Genomic DNA, 24,752 nt, shown 5'->3' with positions numbered 1-24,752 from the left:
TTATTGGCGTGCGCCTATTATCATAAAATCATTCTTCGGCAAGGGCTTGATAAGTAAGTTTGCCATGTGTGGTATACAAATAAACTTCTTTGATTTCTTCAGCAGTACACCCCTTTAAAACAAGTTTAAATACATCTCCGTAATAAGACACATTTGGAAATTTAGCTGTAAATGGTTCTAGACCAACGACTTTACAGTTTGGATTGTCCATTTCAACCTTATCAATGACATCGTTTACCTCAGAGACCACTTTCAAACGAGTGGTGTCATAAATGGTTTGTGTGACTACGATAAAGTTTGGAGGAGAACCAATAGGGCGGAACTTAACTTCTACAGCTTCACTTGGTAGCAGTTCGCGCTTAAGTTGAGGTGGGGGAATATCAGTATTATCAGCTCCTGTATAAATACTGTCTGGATCATAACGATCATGGGCAATTGCAGCAGCTTCGGCTTCCTGCTCTTTCAATTGCTGCTTGGAATCATCTTGGATAGGAGTATTAGTTGATTCGCTTGTAATATCTGGCGAGGAAGGTTCTGGTGTTTTATGACAGGCTGTTAGAGTCACTAGAATGACAGCCGTAATGAAGATCTGTTTCATGACAGAATTTCCTTTTAATTCGAGAATGGATGACACAAAGATTGCTTGTTTACTGAGAACTAAACTGGGTACGTTGGACGTACTTCAGAACAGCTATACCTTTGATGTACAACCATCTGTCATTAATATTCTCGGCATGATAATCAAAGACCTGATAAGCAAAGTCATCAATATCAATTAACCTCTGTTCCTTTAAATCCTTACCTTCTCGAATAAGGGCATTCAGATCACCGCTATAGATGTAATAACGTAATCGATCATCTTTAGGAATAATTTGCCATTCTCTGCTAATTGCCACAAAAGCATTGCAATTTACATTGCCTTCGCAGCGTTTAATTGTTGGAGCAGAGGAAGGCTCATTAATGAGTGACATGACTTTATTCATATCAGCATGACAAACTGAGGCGATGGATAAGCATGCTGTGACAGCACTGTATTGTAAAAATGCTTTGATTCGGTTGTTCATTAAATTAAATCCTGATTATTGTTGTTTATTGATTTTTAGAACGTGCAGACAGACAGCATTGCTACATTTCAGACATAGAAGTACTTCAATGACTAAAGTTTCATTGAGGAATTAGAAAAGTAAATGCCTGATCAGCGTTAAAAATGCTGTGATGCAGATCGCTTTAGTCTGTTAAATGATCTGTCTTATGTGGCGATGAGCCATGACAGAAAGGGAAAGGCGAAGAATATTTAGAAATATAAAAAACAGTCATGATTGACTCCTTTGGGTATAAAGAAGTTTCACCACATCACTGTCAAATAATGGTGGCGAAACGAAAAGGGGTTGACAGACTGATACCCAAAAAGATCAGCACACCCGAAGGTGTCCCCCTCCCGTTCCGCCGCAGAGGGGGAGACGCAGGGTCGCCCACCAAAAAGTTAGACTTTTTAGTGTGCTTTGGGTAAACGGTCTGTCAAAACCGACTGACCATGTGGGTCAGCAGGCCCATCATAATCATAACGATTTCATAGGTCAATTCGATTTGTCCTGATGTTCTGTATAACCCAGTAAAAAATGAACAGGCATACGATTCTAAATTATTTCAAATACATATTACTGAAATGAAGAAATGCCAAGCAGCATCGTAATGAGATCTGCAACAGCGTTTTAAACAGTCATTTCTAACATTGGAGAACGTCCATGTCGTATTTGGAAACAGAAGAAGAACCGTATAGTCCTCGCTTTCGCGAACCACAACCACCGCAACTCAGCCTAGCCAGTGCACCCACAACTTTGGCGATATTAGGCATGAACCTTGCCAAGTCGATAGGTTTTTCACCGATGTTGGGTGGTGTGGCAGGCGCAGCCTTAGGTGGTGTGATTTTAGTGCTGGCAGATCAAACCCGATCCAATATCAGCACACCTAAATACTGAGTATGCAATTAACAACAGAATTAAAGGACATATCTTATGGCACATTTAGTTGAAACAATGGCATTCACTGGACAAACCCCTTGGCATGGCTTAGGCAATCAACTGACACCAAACCAACCTTTAGAGGTTTGGGCACAGCAGGCAGGGATGGACTGGCGGATTGAATCGTCAGATGTCAGTTACATAGCTCAAAACCAACGTGGGCAAAGTATCATCATGCCCTTTGAAGAACAGCGAGTTTTATACCGTTCCGATACCCATGCACCGTTATCCGTAGTCAGCCAGCGCTTTCAGGAAGTCCAGCCAATGGAAATTCTGGAGTTCTATCGAGACTTAACTGAACAATCAGGTTTTGAACTGGAAACCGCAGGTGTACTCAAAGGCGGCAAGAAATTCTGGGCATTGGCAAAGACTGGACAAACAACTGCCTTAAAAGGAAAGGATGTGAGTAATGGCTATATTCTCTTGGCAACAGCCTGTGACGGCACATTGGCAACCACAGCTCAGTTCACATCCATTCGAGTGGTTTGTAACAACACTTTGGCGATCGCTTTACGTGGACAGCAAGGGAATACGGGTGTGGTAAAGGTTCCGCACAGCACCCGATTCAATGCAGAGAAAGTCAAACAGCAACTTGGTATCTCAGTTCGTGCATGGGATGAACACATGTATGAAATGAAACAATTGAGTCAGCGTAAAGTGACGCAGCAAGAAGCTGCCGCTTATTTTGATGCAGTGTTTAACAATACTAATTTAAGCATGGCTGAGCAGGATGAAAGTATCATTCAGTTCTATCGAAATGTTGCTATGCCGAGTCCAACCAACTCATCTCGATCAGACAATAAGACAGAACCGAATGGACGTGCCATGTCTAAGGTGATGACCATGTTTAACGGGCATGGACGTGGGGCAGAGCTGAGTTCAGCCAAAGATACGGCGTATGGATTATTATGCTCAATCACCGAGTTCTGTGATCATGAACGTCGTGCCATGAGTAGAGATCATCGTCTGGACTCTGCATGGTTCGGTATGGGAGCAGCCATTAAACAACGAGGACTTGAACAGGCATTGAGAATGGTGGCTTAAATCAAGGCATCTATTCAGTTTTAATTAAGCTTAACGTCCTAATCTAAAACTACGGTAACAACCGTAGCAAGCAAAGCAATACCCTTTTGGCCACTTCCTCAGATGTGGCTTTTTTTATGCCCGAAATTCAGCATTTACAATTTTACCGATACAGGAATATTCTCTATGAATAGTCATACCCAAATTCAGAACACTCTAAATCATCCACCGTTACAACCTTATCCCATCAAGATTGAAACTGAACATAAGGTTGAGGTGGGCACCCGAACCAAGAAAACGCCAAAGAAAACCAATCATCTACCTTCAGCAAAACGTCTTGCCAACACTAAAAAGCTGAACTACCAACAATGGATAGAAGTCAGAAAACAGGGCATTGGCAGCAGTGATGCAGCAACCGCATGTGGCCTCAATCCCTATATGTCGATGCTGGAATTATGGATGATCAAGACCGGTCGTATGCAGCAAAATATTGAAGATGAAAGTGCTGGCCATGCACCTTTATATTGGGGTAAGCAGCTGGAACCTCTAGTGGCCCAATACTACAGTATGCATACCAACCATAAAGTCCGTCGGGTTAATGCCGTGCTACAGCATTCTGACGAAGACAAACACTTTATGCTGGCTAACTTGGACTATGCCGTGGTGGGTAATGAAGAAGTCCAGATATTGGAGTGTAAAACAGTAGGTGAGTATGGTTCAAAACTATGGCGGGACGGTGTACCGCTGTATGTTTTATGCCAGGTACAACATCAACTGGCAGTCACAGGCAAACAAGCAGCGCATATCTGTGCCTTGATCTGTGGACATGAAACCCGGATCTTTAAGGTAACCCGCAGTGAAACGGTGATCAAATACATTGTGGATGCAGAGCGTTACTTCTGGGAATGTGTGGAAAAAGATGTACCACCTGATGTCGATGCATCTGATTCAGCAGCCAAAGCCTTACAGCTTTTATATCCAGCCCATATACCACTCAGTACGACGGATCTATCTGAGGATGTCACAGCCAATCAATGCTTTGAGCAATTACTGCAACAACGTCATTTGCTGGAGCAACACCAAAGAAGTTTTGATCAGTTGAAGCATCAAATCCAAATCAAGATGCAGGATTCAGAACGGGCCATATTTAAGGCCGGTTCAGTCACTTGGAAGAAGTCGAAAGATTCGATCAGCTTAGACAGTAAAGCCTTATTGCAGCAGCATCCAGAGTTTTTACAACAGTTCCCACAAAACAAACAGGGCACACGTAGATTCCAGATTTATACAGATGCTGATTAATCCAACCGAATTAGCCTAAGCAAATCTTCTGAACTTCCACATCACTTCCCCAAATCCCATTTCATCAAAAAAGCGCAAAACAGCCCCCGTCACCAGCAAGTACCGTGAAGTACTTACTGATGACTAAATGGACTGTTCTGCGCTGAATTTATGCATTTAAAAAATGTTTGCTTCTTACACATATCAAAGGGGCAACCGTAAAAAATTACCGTAGAGGAAAGCAACATGATTAAAGGTTTAGCAATCACGCCACCCGTATTAGGACGTATCAGTATCGGCAAGATCGTCGAGAAGAATGGCAAACGTATACCTGAAAAAGATGATCAATTTACCATTACCAGCCAGATCCAGAATAAGGATGGATGGGTGAAACACCCATTGGATGAACAATTACGTGCTAGGGCACAAAACCAGAAACTCAGAACCATTCCTGTCAGGATGATTTTTAATGATCCTGAACTCAACTTGCGAGCCGAGTACACCTTGTTTGATAGACAAACTGGTCGGCCAATTTGTACCGGTAATGGAGATACTTGTCAGCGACATGGACCAAATGGAGTTGAGCAGCATCCATGTCCATCACCTGATTTATGTCCTTTGGCCCAAGGTGGGCAGTGCAAGCCTTATGGCAGACTGTACGTCAACTTAGATGAGTCGGATGAGTTGGGTACATTCATTTTTAGAACCACAGGTTTTAATAGTATTCGTACTTTGGCAGCAAGGTTGCGTTACTACCATGCCGCATCAGGTGATCTACTTTCATGCCTGCCACTGCAACTCACTTTGAGAGGAAAAAGTACTACCCAAAGTTACCGTACCCCCATTTACTACGTGGACCTGACACTTCGGGATGGCGTTAATTTGCAAGAAGCAATTGTCTCAGCGAAACAGATTGAGGAACAAAGCAAGGCAGTAGGGTTTTATCAGGAGGCATTAGATTATATTGCACGACAGGGCTATGGAAATGCTAGCTTTGAGGTGGATGGTGAAGAGGGACTAGATATTGTTGAGGAGTTTTATACGGATGAAGCGAATACAGAGCAGCGTCAGCAATCTAATGATTTAACTCATGTGCAGGATATCCAGAAAGGGTTGCAGCAGTCGGTACAGGCTTTGAATTGATGAGGTGAGAGCAGTACATTTTTTATTATAGCGAGCTCTACTATTTGATTAAATTACTGCTCGCATCAATGATTAGGAGAATGAATCATGAATGTGCCAAAAAGATCAAGATTTCCAGATGAATCAATTATTCAAGATTATATAAGTATGAGAAATTACTGGTCTAAGCTGACCAATAATTTACCTAATGATGGACTCAATGTCTAAGAGGTATGATGAAAGTTTTCCTAAATCTATCAAACTTTCTGTAAATCAAATGGCCTGACTGGCTCGAAAGTTAAATGGTTGAATTGAGCCTAAACCTACTGAAAAATAAAAAGAGAGTATAAGGCTCTCTTTTTTAACTGAAAGAATTATCATAGCAGTTAAGTTATCAGGGCTTTTAAACAATGCGCAGCATGCTAAAATTAGTAAATTACTTCTAGAATATATTAACTTATGAAAGACTATTTAGGTTTTTTTGATGCTTATACATTAAAGGCGAGGTTTCTACCAGCTTTTTTAGCCACCTTACCGCTGATAGCTTTGATTGGATGTTACTTCAATTTAAATCAAGCTTTTGTGTCAAATGTTGTAGTTGGTGGTTTAGTTGTTTTTACTGCCATTTTTGTTTTATCTAACTTTGCAAGATCAAATGGTTTAAAGGTTCAAGAAAAACTATTGAAGAAATGGAAGGTTTTACCTACCACCCAATTTTTGAGACACAACGACTCAACTTTAAGTAAGCAAAGAAAGCAACAAATACATGCCAAGATTTCGGCTAAAACTTCTATTCTTCTTCCAACTGCTGTTGAGGAAAGTAATGATCCACAAGAAGCTGATTTACAATATGATGAAGCTGTAACTTGGATTAGAGAGAATACGAGAGGCAATGATTTCAATGTTTTATTAACTGATAATATTAATTATGGTTTTATCAGAAATTGTTTAGGGTTAAAGTTTTATGCAATTGGCATCTGTATATTAGTTCTATTGGTTTTTATTATTCTTTTTTTTCTTTTCTATCCTACAGATAGTTTTAGTAGAGAAGCTATTTTAGCATTTTTAAAGGTGCAAAAAATGGCTATTTGGCTTACGGTAGGATTAACATTAGTCATGTTGATTTTATGGATAGCTGTTGTAACAGAATTCAAAGTTACAAAAGCAGCTCACAAGTATGCTAACTCTTTATTAAATTCAACATATAAACTTTAATTTATAAGAGTGCGTTGCAGTGTGGAAGGAAACATATAACCCTTCAGGAAATGTTTTTCTTCCAACTATGATCATGAGAAAACCAACGAAATCATGAATACTTTCTTTGACTAGCTTTTTCATTGAGTTCTCATCTGTAGATGAAGGAAAGGGGATATCTTGTGGATGTGTATGCCAGTCCCCTAAGAAATGTAAACCTAACTTATAATTTTCTTTAATTTCTGCTTGCTCGGCTTTAGCATTAGGTACATACCCGAATCTTGTTCGCCAATCTTGCGGACGAGGGCCTGTAATACCGATTATTTTAGTTGTATTGTGACCATTATACGAACCGAATAGTTGGCCTCCTGCTTCTCTAGAAAAGCAGGATTTTTGCTTATATTTTTCTAAATGTTCTAAAACTTCTGGTGAGAACTCGACAAAACCTAAATTTTCAGGTAATTCAAATGTCATTTTATTGTATTTCATTTCTTTTTCTTACATTGATTGCAAATATTACAGTTGAAAAGAGCTGTTTTTTCATACTCGAAAGCTCCATTAAAACCATTAGGCCTATACTTTAAGTGTTCTTGACTCCATTCTCCATGATGTTCTTTAATTTGGGAGGTAGGGCCAGCATATACACGATGCACTGAATTCTTAACTTTGTGGGTTAAAAAATCAATTGATAGACGGGTAACTATGAATTCTGCTCGACTAGCATCCAATGGGCCATAAGGTTGAAAAAGTGTGCCACATGCTGGTTCTGTTTGCATATAACCGCCTTGATCCCATTTTGTTTCTGGATTTTTTAGGATACCATTTTCATCCAATATACATTTTAATGAAATTTCTTGATCAAGTATGGCAACAGCATGTGAAGCCACCCCATTTTCATCTAACCAGCCATAAATTATGGGTTGTGGGAGGGAATAACTGTCTTGCCAATCAGAGAGTTGCCCTTCAGCACTCCACTCACCCATACAAGATATAATAAGATTATTATCATTAATTATATTAGAATGCTCTTTGAATACTTGTTGCCAAGTTTTAGGATAGCTTTCTACTTTGAGATGAGGGTATTTTTTTCCTATTTCTAATTTTAATTCGTCAGATTTATATTTATTTGTTGAATTGATACCTAAAGCATGTCTACCTATATTTGAAGGAACTAAGATTTCAGGATCAATAAGAATTAAGTTACCAATACCAGACTGGGCAAGACGCATAGCAACCTGTGATCCTAATGAGCCACACCCCAAGATTAATACTTTTGCATTCTCAAGATACACTAAACTTCCATTTTGATCCCTACCATGTACCCATTGTGCATCAAGTCGTTGAACATCCTTATTCTTCAGCATTCCTCTTTTTCTTCGTAATAATAAGTTGATCCTTTGATTATATACTTTCTTTCTTCTGAAGCCATTGAGACTTTGTGCACTTAATTCTGTTGCAATAAGGCCTATCCCATTAGGTGACTGAGCACCTAATACAATTAATGCTTTTTCATTAAAAGGAATGTTTGAAAGAACTCTAATAATCTCATTTGAAGTATTACGTAATAGCTTTAAAAGGGCTCTTGGATTTTTAGGAAACGGTGGCGTTGGTGGCGTGCTCAGGAAACCAAAAACTCCAACTTTAATATCCGAAATATCAAAATAAATATTTTCATTTTTTAACCAAGATTCTATCTGTTCTATATTTTCTCCAACCAATTGATATTTTTTAGAGGTCCATATATAAGTTAAACGAGCGGTACGGTTATTAATATTTAATAGTGATTTAATCGCGATAGATTTATTCGAATGATCCCAGTAAGATAAAAATTCTTTACTAAATTCTTCTTTTATATAATTTTCATCATTTTGACATCGTTCTATTAACTCAATTGCGTTTAGAAGACATTGATGAATATTAGCTTCAATTTCAATTGTATTTAAAAGAGGTAAACACAAGAGTCCATTAGGTTCAACATGAGGCCATTTTAAGAAATTATCCGTATCTTTATATGCTATTCGGATAGGGGAGTAAGGAAAGTATTCATCTAATAAAATATGGAAATTGAATATTTGATTTGAGGTTTGCAAACTTATTGCCCACCCACAAATGAAAATCTTACCTGTGTAAGAAGAAAGTACTTTAGTTGCTAATGTCTTAACGACATTAGCATTAGCCTGTAACCATTTCCACAACAGCGTTTTGGATGAATCAAACGTACTTCCAGAACTTTGAAGCGATTTAAGCATATCTACGACCACTAGCTTTTTCTGTTTCTCTTGGTGTTACACCTGGTTCTGCACCGAAGAATCCTCCACTTTTCTTAGTACCTAATTGTGGCCCTGTTGAAGTAATTTCTATTGTTAGGACATCTTCTTTACATTCCTCAGCTACACATAGAAATTTTCCATTAACTCCATTTAAAATCTCCTCGTATTCTTCTTTTGCTCGAATACATGGAGGATCATTTTCATCATCTTGTATCGTTTTGCTACTTGCGATAATAAATGCTTGATTCTTAGCTTGTGCTAATGCTTGACGAGCATCTACATCTACCACTGCTTCACGTTTCTTTTCTGACCAACTATCATGCGATAAAGAATGCCATGAACAATGATGAGGAGAAAGTAATACATTGTACTCTAATCTTTCTTTTTTCAATGAGTTACGACGCCAAACTCGTTCCCAATTCTGTACTTCTGCGTCTCCTCCAACTAGAAATAAACCAGCTTCATTATTATCGTTTGCTTTTATGCTAAAACGAATAATAGTACTTGATCTATTTTTTCCAGTAAGTTCTTTAGCTTCTTCTTCATTAACTAAAAGAGGGGCAATTAACCAAGCAGTAAAGGTGTTATCAATAATTCCACAAATTTTTCTAATTTGATCATCTGTTTTAACTAAAATGTCCGAAATATCATTTGTTTTACCATCTTTATCTTCACCTAAAACTAGAATACGATCACCATCTTTAATTGAAGATTTATTAGTGGTTTGTTTGTAAAGATTAACTCTACGACGTGCTTCTTTCCACCAAGCATTTGCATCTTCACATAAACCAGTCTCACTAACCTCTTTCTTTCGACGGAAAATAATTGGGGATGACCACATTTCACGAATAATAATTTTTTCATTATCATCATTTTTCCAGTCATCTGGTTTGCCTAAATGGAAATGTCTTTCAACACCTCTACAGTGATCCTGATCAGGGTGAGTCAATAAAAATGCATCAACATATAGTCGACCTTCTGCATCTCTCTGAAGCTTTTCTTTTAATAAAGTTGCGACATCTACAATGTCTTCTTGATTTTCATCATCTGCAGATTTTCGAATGTTTACGTCAATGAGTATAGTCCGCCCACTTTCAAGTGTTACTAATACCATATCCCCGTTATCGACAGGGAAGAAGTCAATTTTAGCTGTCATGAGTTAAGTCACATTACTTAATTAATATTTAGTTTGTTTCACAAGTTTCAATAAATTTTATTTCTTGCTTAAAAAATGATTTGGAGGTTTTTATTTTTATTTCAAGGCCTTAATTGAAAATATAAATTTAAATATTATTAATTAAATTTAATCATTGTTATTAATTTTTTTAAATATATAGGTGGGCTTGTTTTGATTTAATTTATAGGAATTCTTATTAAGGGGGTATAAATGGCCATATTTTAATAACCTCTAAACCAATTTTTATATAAATTTGTATTAACTTAAAATCTTAATTGATCACGATAGTTGGCTCAAGCCTGCATCATTTCAATACGTTTATTTAAGTGTTTGGTACGATTGTAGAATTTTCTGTGCATATCTCTGACGTGATGAGCTAGTTGCTACTCAATCTACGCCATAGGGTATTGAAATAGTCCAAGCTAATGCTTTGAAATTATGTCCGCATGCTTATTTTATGTATAGCCTTAGCGATGTAATGCCTGATTAACTGTATTCTCTGACATTGGGCGTTATCATGAGGTGAGGGAGAGGAAACATCTTGATGAAGAGCTACGAGCCAAAGTATCAAATCAAAACCAAAAGCTAAGAATTATTCTTGTCCGCATGATCTTCAATAATCATGGGCTGAATATAAAGGCAAATTGCAATTTTATTTGACTGTCAAATAGATCGACTATTCCCCTTAGGAAACATAAAAACCAGCTAACAACTTGGACATAACGAAGTTGAGCAACACACTGATTTAACAGTAGATATTATTTCATCAAATCCTGAATATCTAGGTTCTAGAAGTAATTTTATAATATTAAAAGAAATATGTGATCTAAAAGCTACAAACCCTAAAATTCAAGAAATATTAGATAGAACATATTGATCAGTTTATTCAAGGACTTTAGAGTAAGTGAAACAAGTGGATTTAAATATTATTAATTTGTAATATCTTTTATATTTCCTTTCAAACAACTGTCTGAATAGTTGAATAGCCATCAATTTTCTCAGCATAAATATGGTTAACGTTGTTTTAAATTTCTTTTATAGTCACAATTTGGATAACGGTTACAAGCCATAAAGTCACCATATGGCCCTGTTCTTTTCCACATACGTCCCTGATTACATTTCGGGCATCGCCATTTTTCTGGAATATCATGGTTAATGGACGTATTTTCATCTTGAGGTATATGAATAAATTCCTTGATGCTTGAGTCTTTGGTAATTTCCTCTAGGAATACTGAATTACGTTCACCAATAAGAAAGACTTTCTCTTTTGCCCGAGTCAATGCAACATAGAACAGACGGCGTTCTTCAGCATAGGCATGTGTTTCTGGTTGTGGCAAGACTAAGTTGATAAGAGGGTCATCTTCTTTTTCAGAAGGGAATGCACTACTGCCAGTATTTAAACCTAAAAGAATCACATAGTCTGCCTGTAGGCCTTTGGATGAGTGGATGGTTTTAAACTCAATGCTGCAATTTCTAAGAAAGGGTTGAATACTGTCTAGATTTGGTTTGTGATGTCTGTAGCGACCTAAAATATAAATGGATTTCTTTTTCCCTGAACCTGAATTGGCATTATTAATTTCCATAATGGTTTTCATCAGGTACTCATTAATTTCCTGAGTCTTAGTTAAAAAGCTTATCTCAACCACTTTACTAATGGTCTTATCAACAGCATTGACGACTTTTTGAAGCTGGGACTTATTTTTTTGGATAAAGCCACTGGCGACATTCGCAATGCCCTGATTGGAACGGAATGTCTGGGTAAGCTGTGTCTGCTTGGTATAGCCAAAGACCTTTTCAAATTGAGTAAAAATACTGATGTCTGAGCCTGCAAAGCGGTATATGGCTTGCCAGTCGTCCCCAACACAAAAAAGTTTAGCTTCAGGCATCTGATTCAGTAAGGATAAAATGAGTCTGGCCCTAGCTTGTGAAGTATCTTGAAACTCATCCACGATAATAAGCTTGAAAGGGCTTTTATATCTATTTTCATTGATTAATTGGGCAGACTCAATCAGCAGGTCATCAAAGTCATGTTCTTTACTGGTTTTTAATAATTGATCATAGCGCTGGTAAACCTTAGAAAATAGCTGTAAAAAAAGACTCTCTCGTTGGCTAAGTGATGGTTTGGCTAATAGACTAGCAATATTTGCTTGATTAGATTTGTAATGACTTAAAAAACTGACATAAAGTTCATTAGTATCATATTCATAGATGGACTGTGCTTTAACGTTGATCTCGGCAAGACTACGCGGCTTAAAAATTTGTCCTCTTGATTTAAGCTCTTTTTCCAACTTCTGAAAGATGGAACCTGTAATAAACTCATGAAAGGTGGTAGTAATTAAATCCGACTTATATTGTTGATGGATTCCTGATTTCCATTTCATGTCTTCCAGATACTTTTGCCCAAAATGCGCAGGCGGTTTGCCATGCTGGTCTACAGCATAGTGTTCTAGATATAGGTTGATTTCAGGTAGGTAAAAGTCAGGCTTGTATTGGCGGTGGTGTTCATTCGCTGTGTCATGCTCGTAGTTTCTTTCGTACTGATAGGGAACCCCCTGACTGTATAACCAGTTTGCTATCGCTTTTTCACCATGTGATTTAACGATTTCTCCCTGATAAGTTTCAAAACCATCCTTGAACCTGTCAAATGAACGTCTGCGAGCCTTTTCCCATTCACTTTGAGTTTTAAATGCAAATGGTGATAAGGGAGGTCTTAGGTAGGCCGTTTTAAATAAAAGATATTTTGCCTGAAAGTCTGGATCTGTTTCGATCAGTTGTTGAATAATCTTATTCAACAGGGACTGCGGTTTTCCTGCATCATTGGAAACAGAGGGGCTTTTTCCAGTGGCCTTACCAATCACCTTTACGCCAAACTTATGGAAATTAAGTGCTTCAACACGAGTATTAAACTGGGCGAGAATGTCTTTTAATCGAAAGTTAATACGTTCACTGAGTTCCTCACCTGCATTTTTATTAAATGCGAGAACCAGAATCTCTTCAGGTTTGTAGAGTCCAGTTAAGAGGGCATAGCCCACCTTTCCAACAATCGTGGATGTTTTGCCTGAACCAGCCGCAGCAACCAATAGGTTACGGTCTTCAAAGATAATTGAGGAAATACGCTGTTCATCGGTTAGAGGCGTACTCTCTACCTGATCAAAGAACTGCTTAAATACCTTTAACTCACTTTCAACAAAACGCTTATTCTTTGCATCGATGGCATAGTTTGCTTCAACTGGCAATTCAATAAACTGTCGCAATTGCTCAAACAGGTTCTGTAGAGGCGGTTCAAATGCAAAAGAACTATCCCTTTGAATCAGGCTGTTAAATTGTTCAATAGAGACTTTTGATCTTTGTGATAAATCTGACCTAAACAGCTTGCTGAGGCGATGGGAGAGGTAAATGTTTTGCTGGATAAATTTGTGATATTCCAGTAAGTACGGTTTTAAGGTTTCTTTGATCTTTTCAGCGTTTCTTTTATTTCTCAGGAATTCCGCGTCATTACGGATTTCAGCTTGAAACTGTTCAGCCTGTGTATTGAACATACCCTTGAACTGAAAGTTTTGATCAATGGTCTTGAGCATTAAAGATGACCATATCCAGCCTTTCTGGATATGCGTTTCCAGTACCTGTTCAGGATTGAGCTTTACGGTTCTGGTATCCAGTTCAAGTACCAGCTCAGGAAATGTATAGCTGAGTCGCCATTTGCTGGAACCTGCAAAAATGAAACTGAGTAAACTTGGTCGGATATTCATATTGCCCTAAAATGTTTTTTTAATAATTGAAGATTTATAAGTGGTTATAAAGTTTACAGAAATTTTAGCTAATTGTTTTTATTTCTTTCACAACTACTCCTTGAATGTTTCATTTAATGCTTGCTGTACAGCATCCACGCGTGACTTACATGCCTTGTAAGCAGTCATTGACTCTTCCACAATCTTCATTAGGTTGTCGATGTCTGGTTCTTCCTGAGATTCCAGTAGGGCAGCATTCTTTTTTAACAGTTCATAACCCTCTTTAAAGCTTAACTCATTTTTACTCATGATTTATTACCTCACTTACACTGGCATGAATATAGCCATCCTGCATCTCAATTGAAACAGTTGAACCGACCTGTTGTACAGAGCGAATAGCTTTATTTTGACTCCGTACAATAGCATAGCCCTTAGCAAGCACATTCTTTGGATTCTGCAATAAAGTTTCACGCACTAAGGACTCAATCTGAGTGGAGGCAAGCTTAAGCTGCTGCTGGGAAAAATATTGTGTTGTTGACTTAACCAAATCAAGATTTCTATTAGCTGTATTAATCTGATTCTGGGCATGAGTCTTGATGGTATTCATCAACTGATCATTTTGGCCCTGATATGCTGTGATTTGATGCTGTGACAGCAGTTTGATAGTTTGCAGGTAACCCATCACATCCTGAGAACGTTCTGAAATCACATTGCGAATACCTGTAATCACTTTACTTGGTGTATCAAAAGAACGATGGGCGATTTCATCCAGAATGGTTCGATCTTTTTCATGACCTATGCCCACCCAAATCGGCACTTTTCGTTTGCAGAGCAGGGCGGCAAGATCATAGTCATTTAAATAAGCTAAATCATTTACGGCACCACCACCACGAATGATCACAATGAGGTCAGGTGGAATAGCATAATCTTTAGCCCACTGGCGAAGTCCTGAACTTAAAGACTCCATAATGCTGTTTGCCGCAGTATTACCCTGAAATGTGGCTGTACAGTAAACAAAGTGGCAAACACCAGCTTTATTTAAGGCATCAGCATCTTTCCTAAAGTCACCCAATCCAGCAGCATTTTCTGGTGCAATCACTAGAACATTTTCAATATCAAAAGGAGCAGAAAGTGACTTGTTCAGATTCACCAAACCCTCGGTGCTTAGGCGGGAAAGAATCTGTTGATAGCGTTTGGCGATATCACCCAGCGTAAAGCTGGAGTCGATGTCCTCAATGTTGACTGAAAAGCCATATTGGGGATCAAAACGGGCTTTAATCCTAATCAGTACGTTTAAGTCTTTTGAAAGCTCAATGCCACTTTCACGCTCAAACTTAAGTACAATTTTTACGGCAGTGGATTTCCAGATCGTTGCTTTACAGCTTGCAATGACTTTATCTGTATCCTCTTCCTTTTCAGCCAACTCAAGGTAGTAGTGTCCGCCCTTGATACTAAGGTTTCGTATCTCAGCTTTTACCCAAACAGGTTCATCAAATGACAGGCGAATGATTTCCTGTACGGTTGATAAATAGTCACTTAGGGAAAATTGAGGTTCAGACATTATATAAGTCAAAAGAGCTGATGGTTTTATAGTATCAAAGTGAAAAGAACTTGAATATTGTGCTAAGAGGTTTTTAAAGAGATGAATCCAAATCAGAGTAGTAAAGCATTCCGATGATTTGACTCATGTTCAGGATATACAGAAAGGCTTGTAGCAGTCGGTGCAGGCTTTGAATTGATAGTAGCTAAATACATGAGCAAAGTTATAATTCAGATTTAAGCGACACTCAATGTCTCTAAATCTTAACTAGGAAGACTTTTTATTTAATTTAATGGTAGTGTTGGGTAATCCAATCATAGCGAGCTAAATACAATGAAAAGGGATTGGGATGTAATTCGTAGTCTGCTTATAGAGATAGAAGCGTTAACTTATTCAGATAGCTTTGATATCGATACTCATGCAATTGATAATCCGCAAGAAAAAATAAGATTAGAAATGGCAGACTTGTTACTCGCTAAAGGATTCTTTACTGGAGAACGGGTACCATATCTTGATGGTGGATTAGGTCTATATAGCTTACAGCTTACTTGGGATGGACATGAATTATTAGATACGCTTAGGGATCAGAATGTTTGGAATCGTATTAAAGAGATTTCTAAAGAAAAAGGTGTAGATATAACTTTTGAGTCTATTAAGGTCATGCTTGGTTTGGCTTTAACGAGTTTGTTAACTTAGAGCATTTTTAGCAAACAGATATATGGATTTTTGTATATATTAAAATTCGTATATAAAGGTGTTGTAAAATCTCAAAAGAGCTTAATTTGATGACAACTTCATCAAAAGGTGGAGCTAGTTTTTCTATATTGTTTTTTCATCAAGTTACTTAAAGCGTTAGGCCAGCGTTTCTTTATTTCGGATTTGCTTACTTAACAGGGTAAGCATAATCTACGGATAACGTATCGCGTTTGACTGATGAGTTGAATGTGACATTCGGTTCAGATTTTAGTGTAGCTGAACAATTGTTCTTTGATCTGGTTGACCTAGCCGCTATCGAAAATGAAGAAATTGTGTGTGAGGAGTAAATGCAAACTCTTTATATCGCTTCATTGAGTACTTATCTGGAGAGTTAATAGACTTGTTTCTTACCTGAATTGTAGGGAATGAGGAAACCTGTGATAAGGTCTTGAGTATGGAAAAATTGCGTAAAAAGTTGCTAAGTGATTAGCGAAGCAAATTTATACACGGACGGAAAAAAGAAGGCTTTAAAATATTTCTAATAAAAATTTCACGTCAAATTGTACCGTTCTGTTGTGAGTATTTATAGACAGAATTGCACAGTTAATTTATGTTAGCATAAGACAAGGTCAAATGGGCATATAGAGGAGGGAATGTAATGTCAATGCGTATCGACACTAACACATTGAATTATTATGTTCAAAATGCCCAAATTTCTTTGAGTGTTTTAAGAGCGAAAATTAATAATTTAGATCAGTTTTTAAGTGGAGAAAAACAGCCAACTTTTAATCAGTTATCTGAAATAGCAAAAAAAATTAATGTTCCAACAGGTCTCTTATTACTGAATAAAACTCTTGATATTGACATCAAGCGATTGGACTTCAGGACACTAGAGTCAGATTCAATAGATGAAGCAAGTGAAGAGTTAAGAGATACCATTGCGGAAATGGAAGTCAAACAAGAATTTTTGAAGAATGAAATTACTGAAAATTTAGATTTTGTTGGTCAATTTTCTATTGATTCCAATTTCTTGGAGGTAGCTAAAAAAATACGTGATAAGCTAGAAATTCCTTTGTTTTTTCAGAATCAAGCTGATAATCCATTAAATTATCTACGTGATAAGATTAATGGTATAGGCGTATTTATTTTTTTTAATGGTAAAGTGAAAGACAATACATATCGTCCTCTTAGTGTGAAAGAGTTTCGAGGTTTTGTATTGCTTGACCATAAAGCACCTATAATTTTTATTAATCAAAAAGATACTAAGAATGGTCAGCTTTTTACATTAGTACATGAGTTAGTACATATTTTTGTAGGTACTGAAGAAATATTTAATATTGTTGATACTGGTGATTATCGATTTGATCGAACTGAAGCATTCATAAATAAAGTAACGGCAGAAATTTTAGTTCCTCAAGAGATTTTTTTGCAGCTCGATTCAACTGATAGTAATTTTTTAGCTAAAAAATTTAAAGTTAGTGAGTTTGTAATCGTTAGAAGATTATTGGATTTAAATAAAATAACCCGTCAAGAATATCAAAATCGCATTATTGAGCTTGAAAAGAACATTAAATATCTCTTACCCAGTGATTCTTCTGGCGGGAGTTATACGAATAATATTAGATTTAGAATTGATAATAAATTTTTCAAATATGTTATGAATGCTGTTAATCATGATCGTATTTCATATACGGATGCATTTAATATTGTAGGTGTTGGATTCAAAGGATATAAAATTTTGATGAATAGAGGTGGCAATGACTAAGTATCTATTGGACACTAATATTTATATCAATTTTTATGAAAGATATTATCTATTTGATTTTTTTCCAAGTTTTTGGCAGAAAATAAAACTAATCATCAATTCACAAGTAGTACTTCCTGATATTGTTGTTAATGAACATTATCAAGATGAAACTTTTAAAAAGTGGCTTGATGAAAACTTTATAGGAGCTTCTTGTAAATACAAGGATTATGCTGATTTATGGGGTGAGGTTATACAGCATATTGCAACACATGAATGTTATAGTGACAAGGCTTTAACCAATGATAAAAGTTGGGCACGTGAAAAAATAGCAGATGGATGGTTAGTCGCAATTGCAAAAAAAGATAATTTAGTGATTGTAACAAGTGAAACAAAAAATATTAATTTAAACAGAAATCAACCTACACAAAATCCTAAAGTTCCTGATATTGCTAATGATCTTGGTGTTCGCTGTATAGATATGAACACTTTTTTTCAAGAGATTGGTTTAAAAATTTAGAGATAATTTATTTATAAATAGTCAAATTAATATGCTGTTTTTAAAATAGTGTGGCTTTGTTGCACAAATCTATTCTTTAAGGTTTCTTCAGCAATATAATTTCCAGATGAAGAAGCTTGTTCCTAAAATCTACCGTACAACCAATTGGTCCTCGTATAACCAAGCTTTAATCAAGCGAGGAAATATTTCAATCTGGTTTGATCCCAAGACCCAATGGTATGCACAGCCACAAGGCAAGCATGGACAAAATCAAACTTATTCCGATACAGCGATTCAATGCTGTTTAATGATCAAATCTCTATTCCGTCTTTCTTTACATATGGTCACTGGCTTTGCTCAAAGCCTGATTAAACTCTGTGGTTTGAATTGGACAGCATCAGATTACTCCACCCTCTGTAGACGACAAAAGCATATTGATATTGCGATAAGCTATCAAAAAAGTCGTGATGGGTTAGACCTACTCGTCGACTCTACGGGGTTAAAATTTTTAGGTGAAGGCGAATGGAAGCATAAGAAACATCAGCCCGAATATCGTCGCCAATGGCGTATACTGCCTATTGGTATAGATGCTAAGACCCTTCAAATACGAGCAGTTCAGCTTACAACAAGTAATATCGATGAACAGATTGATTCAGTCTATACAGACGGGGCTTATGACACAAAACAATGCCGTCTGGTCATTGCAGATAGGAAAGCGTATGCAGTGAATCCACCTAGAAAAATGCAAAGCCTTGGAAATATAATAAAGTTCATTCGCGAGAGCGAAATGAATTACTTCGAACAGTTAAACGTTTCGGCAGGACACTATGGAAACAATGGTCAGGCTATCATCACCGAAGTTTAGTGGAAACAAAGATGCCTTGCATCAAATTATTTAGCGATAAACTCAGTGCTAGGAACTTTCAAAGCCAAGTCAATGAGGTACATGCAGGTATAGCCATTTTAAATAAATTTACAGAATTAGGCCAACCTCACACTCGAGTTGTGCCTTGAATTTGATAGGTTAGGGGGAAACCAGTCTATGAAATGTTTGTGCAACAAAGCAAGCTAAATATAGAATGTTTCGCCCATCTCCCTCAGCAATAGCAAGCGTATTACCATATATACGATAATTTTCACTAGCCTATTGTATAAATTTATTTGGTTCAGAACCATATAAGTGTATTGATTCACCATATCTTTGATCCCAAATATTTCTCATTGTAAAGACTCCTGCGTTCAAACATTCATGTTGTAAATTTTAACTCTTAAGAAATAGATAAATGTCATAATAAATTAATTGGTACTTTTAAATAGGTTTTTCCTTTTTCATCCCTAGGTGGCATTTGACCTGCACGAATATTGACCTGTACTGATGGTAGAATTAACCGCGGCATTGCGAGAGTTGCATCTCTTGCTAGCCTTTTTTCGATAAATTTTTCTCGTGTAGTATTCTTACTAATGTGAATATTATTTTGTTTTTGATCAGCTACAGTTGTTAAGTATGTATGCGAGCGATGGTCGGGTGGATAATCATGGCAAATATATATTTCTGTATCATTATTTAAGCGCAATATTTTTTTATTGAATCATAGAGTTGTCCAGCATCACCACCTGGGAAATCACATCGTGCTGTTCCGATATCTGGCATAAACAAAGTGTCACCGACGAAAGCTGCTCGCTCATTGATAATGTAAGCGATATCAGCGGGTGTATGCCCTGGTGTGTGCAAAATACGAATCTCCATTGAACCAATTTTCAAAATTTCATTTTCTTGGAATAAATGATCAAACTGGTTACCATTTGGTAAAAACTCTTTTTCAAGGTTGAATATATCTTTAAAAATTGCTTGAACTTCTTGAATATGAGCTCCTATACCGATTTTTGAATTTAGAGTATCTTTAAAAAAAGGTGCTGCTGATAAATGATCTGCGTGTGCATGAGTTTCTAATATCCACTCAACCTGAATATTCTCAAATTTCACAAAATCAAGAATTTTCTGAGCGCTAGTGGTTGAAGTCCGCCCTGACTTATAGTCAAAGTCAAGTACGGGATCAATGATGACCCCGACATAGTTCACAGCATCAAATACAACATAACTGAAAGTTTCACTATCATGATCTAAGAATGCTTTGACATTAAAAGATTTATTCATGTTTTATCCTCGATGTAGTTTGGGGCTGTGAACTGAAAAACTGATAAACTAAAGTGATTTAGTGCTGTAATACCAGTCTACATAATTATAACCTTCTGATTTGCGTGCTTCTGCTGCTTCCATAGTAGCTGGTGGTGGAACAATGACTTCTTGTCCAGGTTGCCAGTTTTCAGGAGTAGCTACTTTATTATTGTCAGAAGTTTGAAGTGCTTTTAGTACACGTAAGAACTCGTCAATGCTTCGCCCATTACTCATAGGGTAGTAAACCATCGCACGCATAATTCCTTCAGGATCAATAATAAAAGTTGCACGTACAGCGGCTGTGTCGCTTGCTCCTGGTTGTATCATGCCATATGCTTTTGCAACATCCATAGAAAGGTCTGCAATTATAGGAAATTCAATTTTGACACCAAAATTTTCTTCAATACTACGGGCCCAAGCTATGTGAGCGTGAACACTGTCAATTGAAAGACCTAATAATTCACAATTTAGTTCTTTAAATTGTTCAGCACGTGTAGCAAATCCCATAAATTCAGTAGTACAAACTGGGGTGAAATCTGCTGGATGTGAAAATAAAATCAACCATTTCCCTTTGTAGTCTTCAAGGCTTTTCATACCGTAAGTGGTTTTAGCATTAAAGTTTGGAGCTGGTTTATTTAATTGTGGGAACATTACAGTTTCATTTGTATTAGACATGATAGTCTCCTTTGATGATGGAATAACAACAATTAATTAATAGGAAGATTTTCATTCAACCAAGTTTGTATACCTCCTTGGACTGAAAATAATTTTGTAAATCCCATTTTTTGTAGACTTAAAGTTGCTAGGGCAGAGCGTCCTCCAGTCTTACAAATAATATAAATATCCTTTTGAGAAAGTTCCTTTAACGAAATGTCCTCATCACAGTGATGATTGACAAGAGGATGTTGAGCAATTTTCATTTCAAGTAGACCTCTTGGAAAATTGACTGATCTATCTATTGAGGCTTCTTGATATTCTTCCGGTTCACGAACATCTATAAGAATTAAGTCATTGTTTGTAGTCCAAATTTTATGAAAATCTTTAACACTAATTTCTTGAATGTGCTGTTTTGCATCTAGGATTAATTGATCGGCTGTTTTCATTTTTTTACCACTTAATGGAATATGTTTATATAATATATATTTTTTAAATATATTATATAGAGTGTTGATTGTAATTTTTTTTATTTTAATCGTTTTTTTAGATAAGTTTTGATTTAATCATTAGCTCTGAAAAATAAGACTTTGTTTCATTTACGTTGGAAATTATGAGAACAAGACTGGTTAAATGGTATATATAATTTAATAGGTTAGCCTTAAAGTGAATGCAAAACATTTGAATTTTAGCGAAAAAATTTTAAGCAGTAATTAAAATTTTTTACACAATATTATTGACTATGGTTAGTAAATACAAAGTTTAACCTAACAAACAATGTTAAGAAGAGCCATCATCATACCTTATGTAGCGTTGATTAATTTTTATACAAAGAAAGTTGCTCTTTACTTTATAAAACCAGGTTGGAATCATGTTTCATGTTTCATGTTTCATGTTTCATGTTTCATGTTTCATGTTTCATGTTTCATGTTTTAATTGAAACGTGAATTTGAAACAAAAATCTAAATTCAGAAAAAATTCAGTTGTAATATATAAAATAACTTATTGTTTTAAAATATTTTTATAATTTTAAACTTTATTGGCATTCTCTTTGCTGTGTCCTATACATGTTGCATTTTTTAACTTCTCATATGGGTATTTAAATTTGTTAGTTGAGTACTCTTCTATTAATTTTTATCGGGAGTTCTTATGAATCTAGGACTAACCGCCTTAGAATTGGCTCGAATCCAATTCGCCTTCACTGTATCTTTTCATATCATTTTTCCAGCCATATCGATTGGCTTAGCCAGTTTCTTAGCCGTCTTAGAATGGCGATGGCTAAAAACCAATGATCCTATTTATAAAGATCTATTTAAATACTGGGTCAAAATCTTTGCCGTCGCTTTTGGAATGGGCGTGGTGTCTGGTGTAGTCATGAGTTACCAGTTTGGCACAAACTGGAGTGAGTTTTCCCGATTCGCAGGTGGTGTAACTGGCCCCTTATTAGCATATGAGGTGCTCAGTGCTTTCTTCTTAGAGGCTGGCTTTCTTGGCATCATGTTATTTGGTTGGGGACGTGTCGGCAAAAAAGCACATTTCTTTGCCACCCTGATGGTCGCAGTCGGAACATGTATTTCTATGTTCTGGATTCTGTCATCAAATAGTTGGATGCAAACACCTCAAGGTTTCACCATCGAAAATGGCATTGTTGTTCCGCAAGATTGGTTTGCAATCGTCTTTAATCCATCATTTCCTTATCGCTTAGCACACATGGCAATTGCAGCCTTTATGGTTGCCGCACTCCTTGTTGCTTCAACAGCCGCTTGGCATTTGCTAAAAGGTCGACGTGATGAATTGGTCAAGAAATCATTTTCAATGGCTCTGTGGTTGATTCTGATTTTAGCACCACTACAGGTTTTCGTGGGTGATGCGCATGGTCTTAATACGCTAAAACACCAACCTGCCAAGCTTGCAGCAATGGAAGGTCATTGGGAAACCAATTACGACGAGGGAATGCCACTCTATCTATTTGGCATACCAGACATGCAGGAAGAACGTACCAAATATGCAATTGCAATTCCCAACTTGGGCAGTTTAATCCTAACCCATTCTATGGATGGTACGGTTAAAGGATTAAAAGATTTTGCGCCTGAAGATCGTCCTAACTCTACAATCGTTTTTTGGAGTTTCCGCATTATGGTCGGCTTAGGCATGCTGATGCTTTTGCTTGCAGCGATGGGTTTATGGCTCAGAAAAACAGGTAAGTTTTATGAAAACAAATGGTTTCATCGTTTCGCTTTGATTATGGGACCATCAGGATTTATTGCATTACTTGCAGGTTGGTTTACTACAGAAGTAGGTCGTCAGCCGTGGGTGGTTTACGGTGTCATGCGAACTAAAGATGCCTTATCACCGGTTTCGGCTGAACAAGTAGGTTTAACGCTGATTATTTTTGTAGTGGTGTACTGCATTGTATTTGGTGTGGGCATTTATTACATGCTGAAACTGATGCATAAAGGTCCAGAGTTTATTGATAGCAAAGCTGAACAAGTGGGTGGTGTCGGTCATTTTAAAACACCAATGCGTCCGTTAAGTGCAGCTGATGAAAAAATTGATGATCGTGATCAAGGAGCTTCATCATGATTGATTTATCTCTGATTTGGATTGTAATCATTGCCATTGGTGTTTTTATCTATATTGTACTTGATGGTTTTGACTTAGGTATCGGGATTCTTTTTCCGTTTATCAAAGATCAGCAAGAACGCGATGTCATGATGAATACTGTTGCTCCTGTTTGGGATGGCAACGAAACATGGATGGTTTTGGGTGGTGCAGGTTTATTTGCAGCTTTTCCAATGGTTTATGCAGCAGTTCTATCTGCTTTTTATATGCCTATCATTTTGATGGTCATTGCGCTGATATTCCGTGGTGTCGCTTTTGAGTTTCGTTTTAAAGCAAATCGTACGAAGCATTTGTGGGATGCTGCTTTTATTGGTGGATCTGTACTTTCTAGCTTTTTGCAAGGTGTCATCTTAGGTGCTTATATTCAAGGGATTCATATTGTTGATGGACGATATGCAGGCGGTGGCTTAGATTGGCTAACGCCATTCTCTCTTTTCACTGGGGTCGGTGTTGTCGTTGTGTACGCTGCACTTGGTTGTGGATGGTTGATTATGAAAACAGATGATCGACTACAAATCAGCATGTACAACCTGATGCCAAAATTGATTATCGGGCTATTGCTTATCTTTGCATCGGTCAGTATTTACACCCCATTAGCGCATCCAATGATAGCTGAACGTTGGTTTACGCAACCTCAAATTTTATATTTCAGCCCTGTACCGATTTTAGTTTTAGTCTTTACTTATTTAACGATTAAAGCATGTCAAAAACGACAAGAATCAATGCCATTTTTATACACCTTGGCGTTGGTATTCTTGGCATATACAGGTTTTTTAATCAGTATTTTTCCTTATATTATTCCACCTTCTGTCACCATTTGGGATGCAGCCGCACCAGCCAATAGTCAATTATTCGCGCTTATTGGTGCACTTATTTTGATTCCGATTATTATCATTTACACCATCATGGCGTATTGGGTATTCAGAGATAAAGTTCGGATTGGTGATGAAGGTTATCACTAGGAGTTACGGATATGAAATTATCACAAACACAATGGTTTATCTTGCT

Annotated in this window: 21 protein-coding genes and 1 pseudogene; 11 read left to right on the top strand and 11 right to left on the bottom strand. The window is 37.0% G+C overall.

Annotation, left to right across the window (positions count from 1 at the left end; genetic code table 11):
- Window positions 1–28: 28 nt before the first annotated feature.
- Entirely contained in the window at window positions 29–598 is a 570-nt protein-coding gene (locus MSG93_RS15100; RefSeq protein WP_016541159.1) for a hypothetical protein, read from the bottom strand.
- A 49-nt stretch (window positions 599–647) separates the two neighbouring features.
- Window positions 648–1,064, bottom strand: coding sequence for a hypothetical protein (locus MSG93_RS15095; RefSeq protein ID WP_016541160.1), 417 nt, complete (start codon window positions 1,062–1,064; stop codon window positions 648–650).
- Window positions 1,065–1,745: 681 nt separating this feature from the next.
- On the opposite strand from MSG93_RS15095, the gene MSG93_RS15090 reads away from it, so the two are divergent.
- The 5 genes from MSG93_RS15090 to MSG93_RS15070 all read left to right on the top strand — a co-directional run bounded on the left by MSG93_RS15090 (window position 1,746) and on the right by MSG93_RS15070 (window position 6,659).
- Entirely contained in the window at window positions 1,746–1,979 is a 234-nt protein-coding gene (locus MSG93_RS15090; RefSeq protein WP_016541161.1) for a hypothetical protein, read from the top strand.
- A gap of 36 nt (window positions 1,980–2,015) precedes the next feature.
- Window positions 2,016–3,065: a DUF932 domain-containing protein gene (locus MSG93_RS15085; protein WP_016541162.1), complete on the top strand. Its 1,050-nt coding sequence runs from the start codon at window positions 2,016–2,018 to the stop codon at window positions 3,063–3,065.
- A gap of 165 nt (window positions 3,066–3,230) precedes the next feature.
- Window positions 3,231–4,343, top strand: coding sequence for a YqaJ viral recombinase family protein (locus MSG93_RS15080; protein ID WP_016541163.1), 1,113 nt, complete (start codon window positions 3,231–3,233; stop codon window positions 4,341–4,343).
- Window positions 4,344–4,568: 225 nt separating this feature from the next.
- Complete coding sequence (locus MSG93_RS15075) at window positions 4,569–5,465, top strand: hypothetical protein (RefSeq protein ID WP_016541164.1); 897 nt, start codon at window positions 4,569–4,571, stop codon at window positions 5,463–5,465.
- 438 nt (window positions 5,466–5,903) lie between these two features.
- The gene (locus MSG93_RS15070) at window positions 5,904–6,659 is read left to right on the top strand and encodes a hypothetical protein (RefSeq protein WP_016541166.1); all 756 of its coding nucleotides are present in this window, start codon (window positions 5,904–5,906) and stop codon (window positions 6,657–6,659) included.
- On the opposite strand, the gene MSG93_RS15065 is transcribed toward MSG93_RS15070, so the two are convergent.
- From MSG93_RS15065 to xseA, 6 genes are all read right to left on the bottom strand, one after another.
- On the bottom strand, window positions 6,642–7,127 hold the full coding sequence (locus MSG93_RS15065) for a Mov34/MPN/PAD-1 family protein (RefSeq protein WP_016660199.1): 486 nt from the start codon (window positions 7,125–7,127) through the stop codon (window positions 6,642–6,644). The genes MSG93_RS15070 and MSG93_RS15065 overlap by 18 nt on opposite strands.
- The gene (locus tag MSG93_RS15060) at window positions 7,124–8,887 is read right to left on the bottom strand and encodes a ThiF family adenylyltransferase (protein WP_016541167.1); all 1,764 of its coding nucleotides are present in this window, start codon (window positions 8,885–8,887) and stop codon (window positions 7,124–7,126) included. Before MSG93_RS15060 ends, MSG93_RS15065 begins: the two co-directional genes overlap by 4 nt.
- On the bottom strand, window positions 8,880–10,064 hold the full coding sequence (locus MSG93_RS15055; protein ID WP_016541168.1) for a hypothetical protein: 1,185 nt from the start codon (window positions 10,062–10,064) through the stop codon (window positions 8,880–8,882). The genes MSG93_RS15060 and MSG93_RS15055 overlap by 8 nt, the downstream gene beginning before the upstream one ends.
- A 1,034-nt stretch (window positions 10,065–11,098) precedes the next feature.
- Window positions 11,099–13,834, bottom strand: a complete 2,736-nt coding sequence (locus MSG93_RS15050; protein WP_016541169.1) for a UvrD-helicase domain-containing protein — start codon at window positions 13,832–13,834, stop codon at window positions 11,099–11,101.
- A gap of 93 nt (window positions 13,835–13,927) precedes the next feature.
- Window positions 13,928–14,122: an exodeoxyribonuclease VII small subunit gene (gene xseB, locus MSG93_RS15045; RefSeq protein WP_016541170.1), complete on the bottom strand. Its 195-nt coding sequence runs from the start codon at window positions 14,120–14,122 to the stop codon at window positions 13,928–13,930.
- A complete protein-coding gene (xseA, locus tag MSG93_RS15040) occupies window positions 14,115–15,374 on the bottom strand; it encodes an exodeoxyribonuclease VII large subunit (protein ID WP_016541171.1) in 1,260 nt (419 codons plus the stop codon). Before xseA ends, xseB begins: the two co-directional genes overlap by 8 nt.
- Window positions 15,375–15,686: 312 nt before the next feature.
- Between xseA and MSG93_RS15035 the strand changes: the two genes are divergently transcribed.
- From MSG93_RS15035 to MSG93_RS15020, 4 genes and pseudogenes are all read left to right on the top strand, one after another.
- Window positions 15,687–16,049 carry a DUF2513 domain-containing protein gene (locus MSG93_RS15035; RefSeq protein ID WP_016541172.1) on the top strand — a complete coding sequence of 121 codons (363 nt, stop codon included), beginning with the start codon at window positions 15,687–15,689 and terminating at the stop codon, window positions 16,047–16,049.
- 658 nt (window positions 16,050–16,707) lie between these two features.
- The gene (locus tag MSG93_RS15030; RefSeq protein ID WP_016541174.1) at window positions 16,708–17,814 is read left to right on the top strand and encodes an ImmA/IrrE family metallo-endopeptidase; all 1,107 of its coding nucleotides are present in this window, start codon (window positions 16,708–16,710) and stop codon (window positions 17,812–17,814) included.
- A complete protein-coding gene (locus MSG93_RS15025; protein ID WP_016541175.1) occupies window positions 17,807–18,313 on the top strand; it encodes a DUF4411 family protein in 507 nt (168 codons plus the stop codon). The genes MSG93_RS15030 and MSG93_RS15025 overlap by 8 nt, the downstream gene beginning before the upstream one ends.
- Window positions 18,314–18,419: 106 nt before the next feature.
- Window positions 18,420–19,306, top strand: a pseudogene (locus tag MSG93_RS15020) (IS5 family transposase).
- A gap of 550 nt (window positions 19,307–19,856) precedes the next feature.
- Here the strand turns inward: MSG93_RS15020 and MSG93_RS15015 are convergent.
- The 3 genes from MSG93_RS15015 to MSG93_RS15005 are packed head-to-tail and all read right to left on the bottom strand — an operon-like array spanning window position 19,857 to window position 21,571.
- Window positions 19,857–20,447, bottom strand: a complete 591-nt coding sequence (locus MSG93_RS15015; protein WP_016660200.1) for an MBL fold metallo-hydrolase — start codon at window positions 20,445–20,447, stop codon at window positions 19,857–19,859.
- A 48-nt stretch (window positions 20,448–20,495) separates the two neighbouring features.
- A complete protein-coding gene (locus tag MSG93_RS15010) occupies window positions 20,496–21,143 on the bottom strand; it encodes a peroxiredoxin (protein WP_016541178.1) in 648 nt (215 codons plus the stop codon).
- Window positions 21,144–21,175: 32 nt separating this feature from the next.
- Window positions 21,176–21,571 carry a rhodanese-like domain-containing protein gene (locus MSG93_RS15005; protein ID WP_016660201.1) on the bottom strand — a complete coding sequence of 132 codons (396 nt, stop codon included), beginning with the start codon at window positions 21,569–21,571 and terminating at the stop codon, window positions 21,176–21,178.
- Window positions 21,572–22,271: 700 nt separating this feature from the next.
- Between MSG93_RS15005 and MSG93_RS15000 the strand changes: the two genes are divergently transcribed.
- Both MSG93_RS15000 and cydB read left to right on the top strand, forming a co-directional pair.
- A complete protein-coding gene (locus tag MSG93_RS15000; protein ID WP_016541179.1) occupies window positions 22,272–23,705 on the top strand; it encodes a cytochrome ubiquinol oxidase subunit I in 1,434 nt (477 codons plus the stop codon).
- Window positions 23,702–24,706, top strand: a complete 1,005-nt coding sequence (cydB, locus tag MSG93_RS14995; RefSeq protein WP_016541180.1) for a cytochrome d ubiquinol oxidase subunit II — start codon at window positions 23,702–23,704, stop codon at window positions 24,704–24,706. Before MSG93_RS15000 ends, cydB begins: the two co-directional genes overlap by 4 nt.
- Window positions 24,707–24,752: the final 46 nt, after the last annotated feature.

Origin of the sequence: Acinetobacter sp. IK40 (assembly GCF_035615075.1) — a bacterium.
GTDB classification, from domain to species: domain Bacteria; phylum Pseudomonadota; class Gammaproteobacteria; order Pseudomonadales; family Moraxellaceae; genus Acinetobacter; species Acinetobacter courvalinii.
This window is presented reverse-complemented; position numbering and strand designations above follow the sequence as displayed.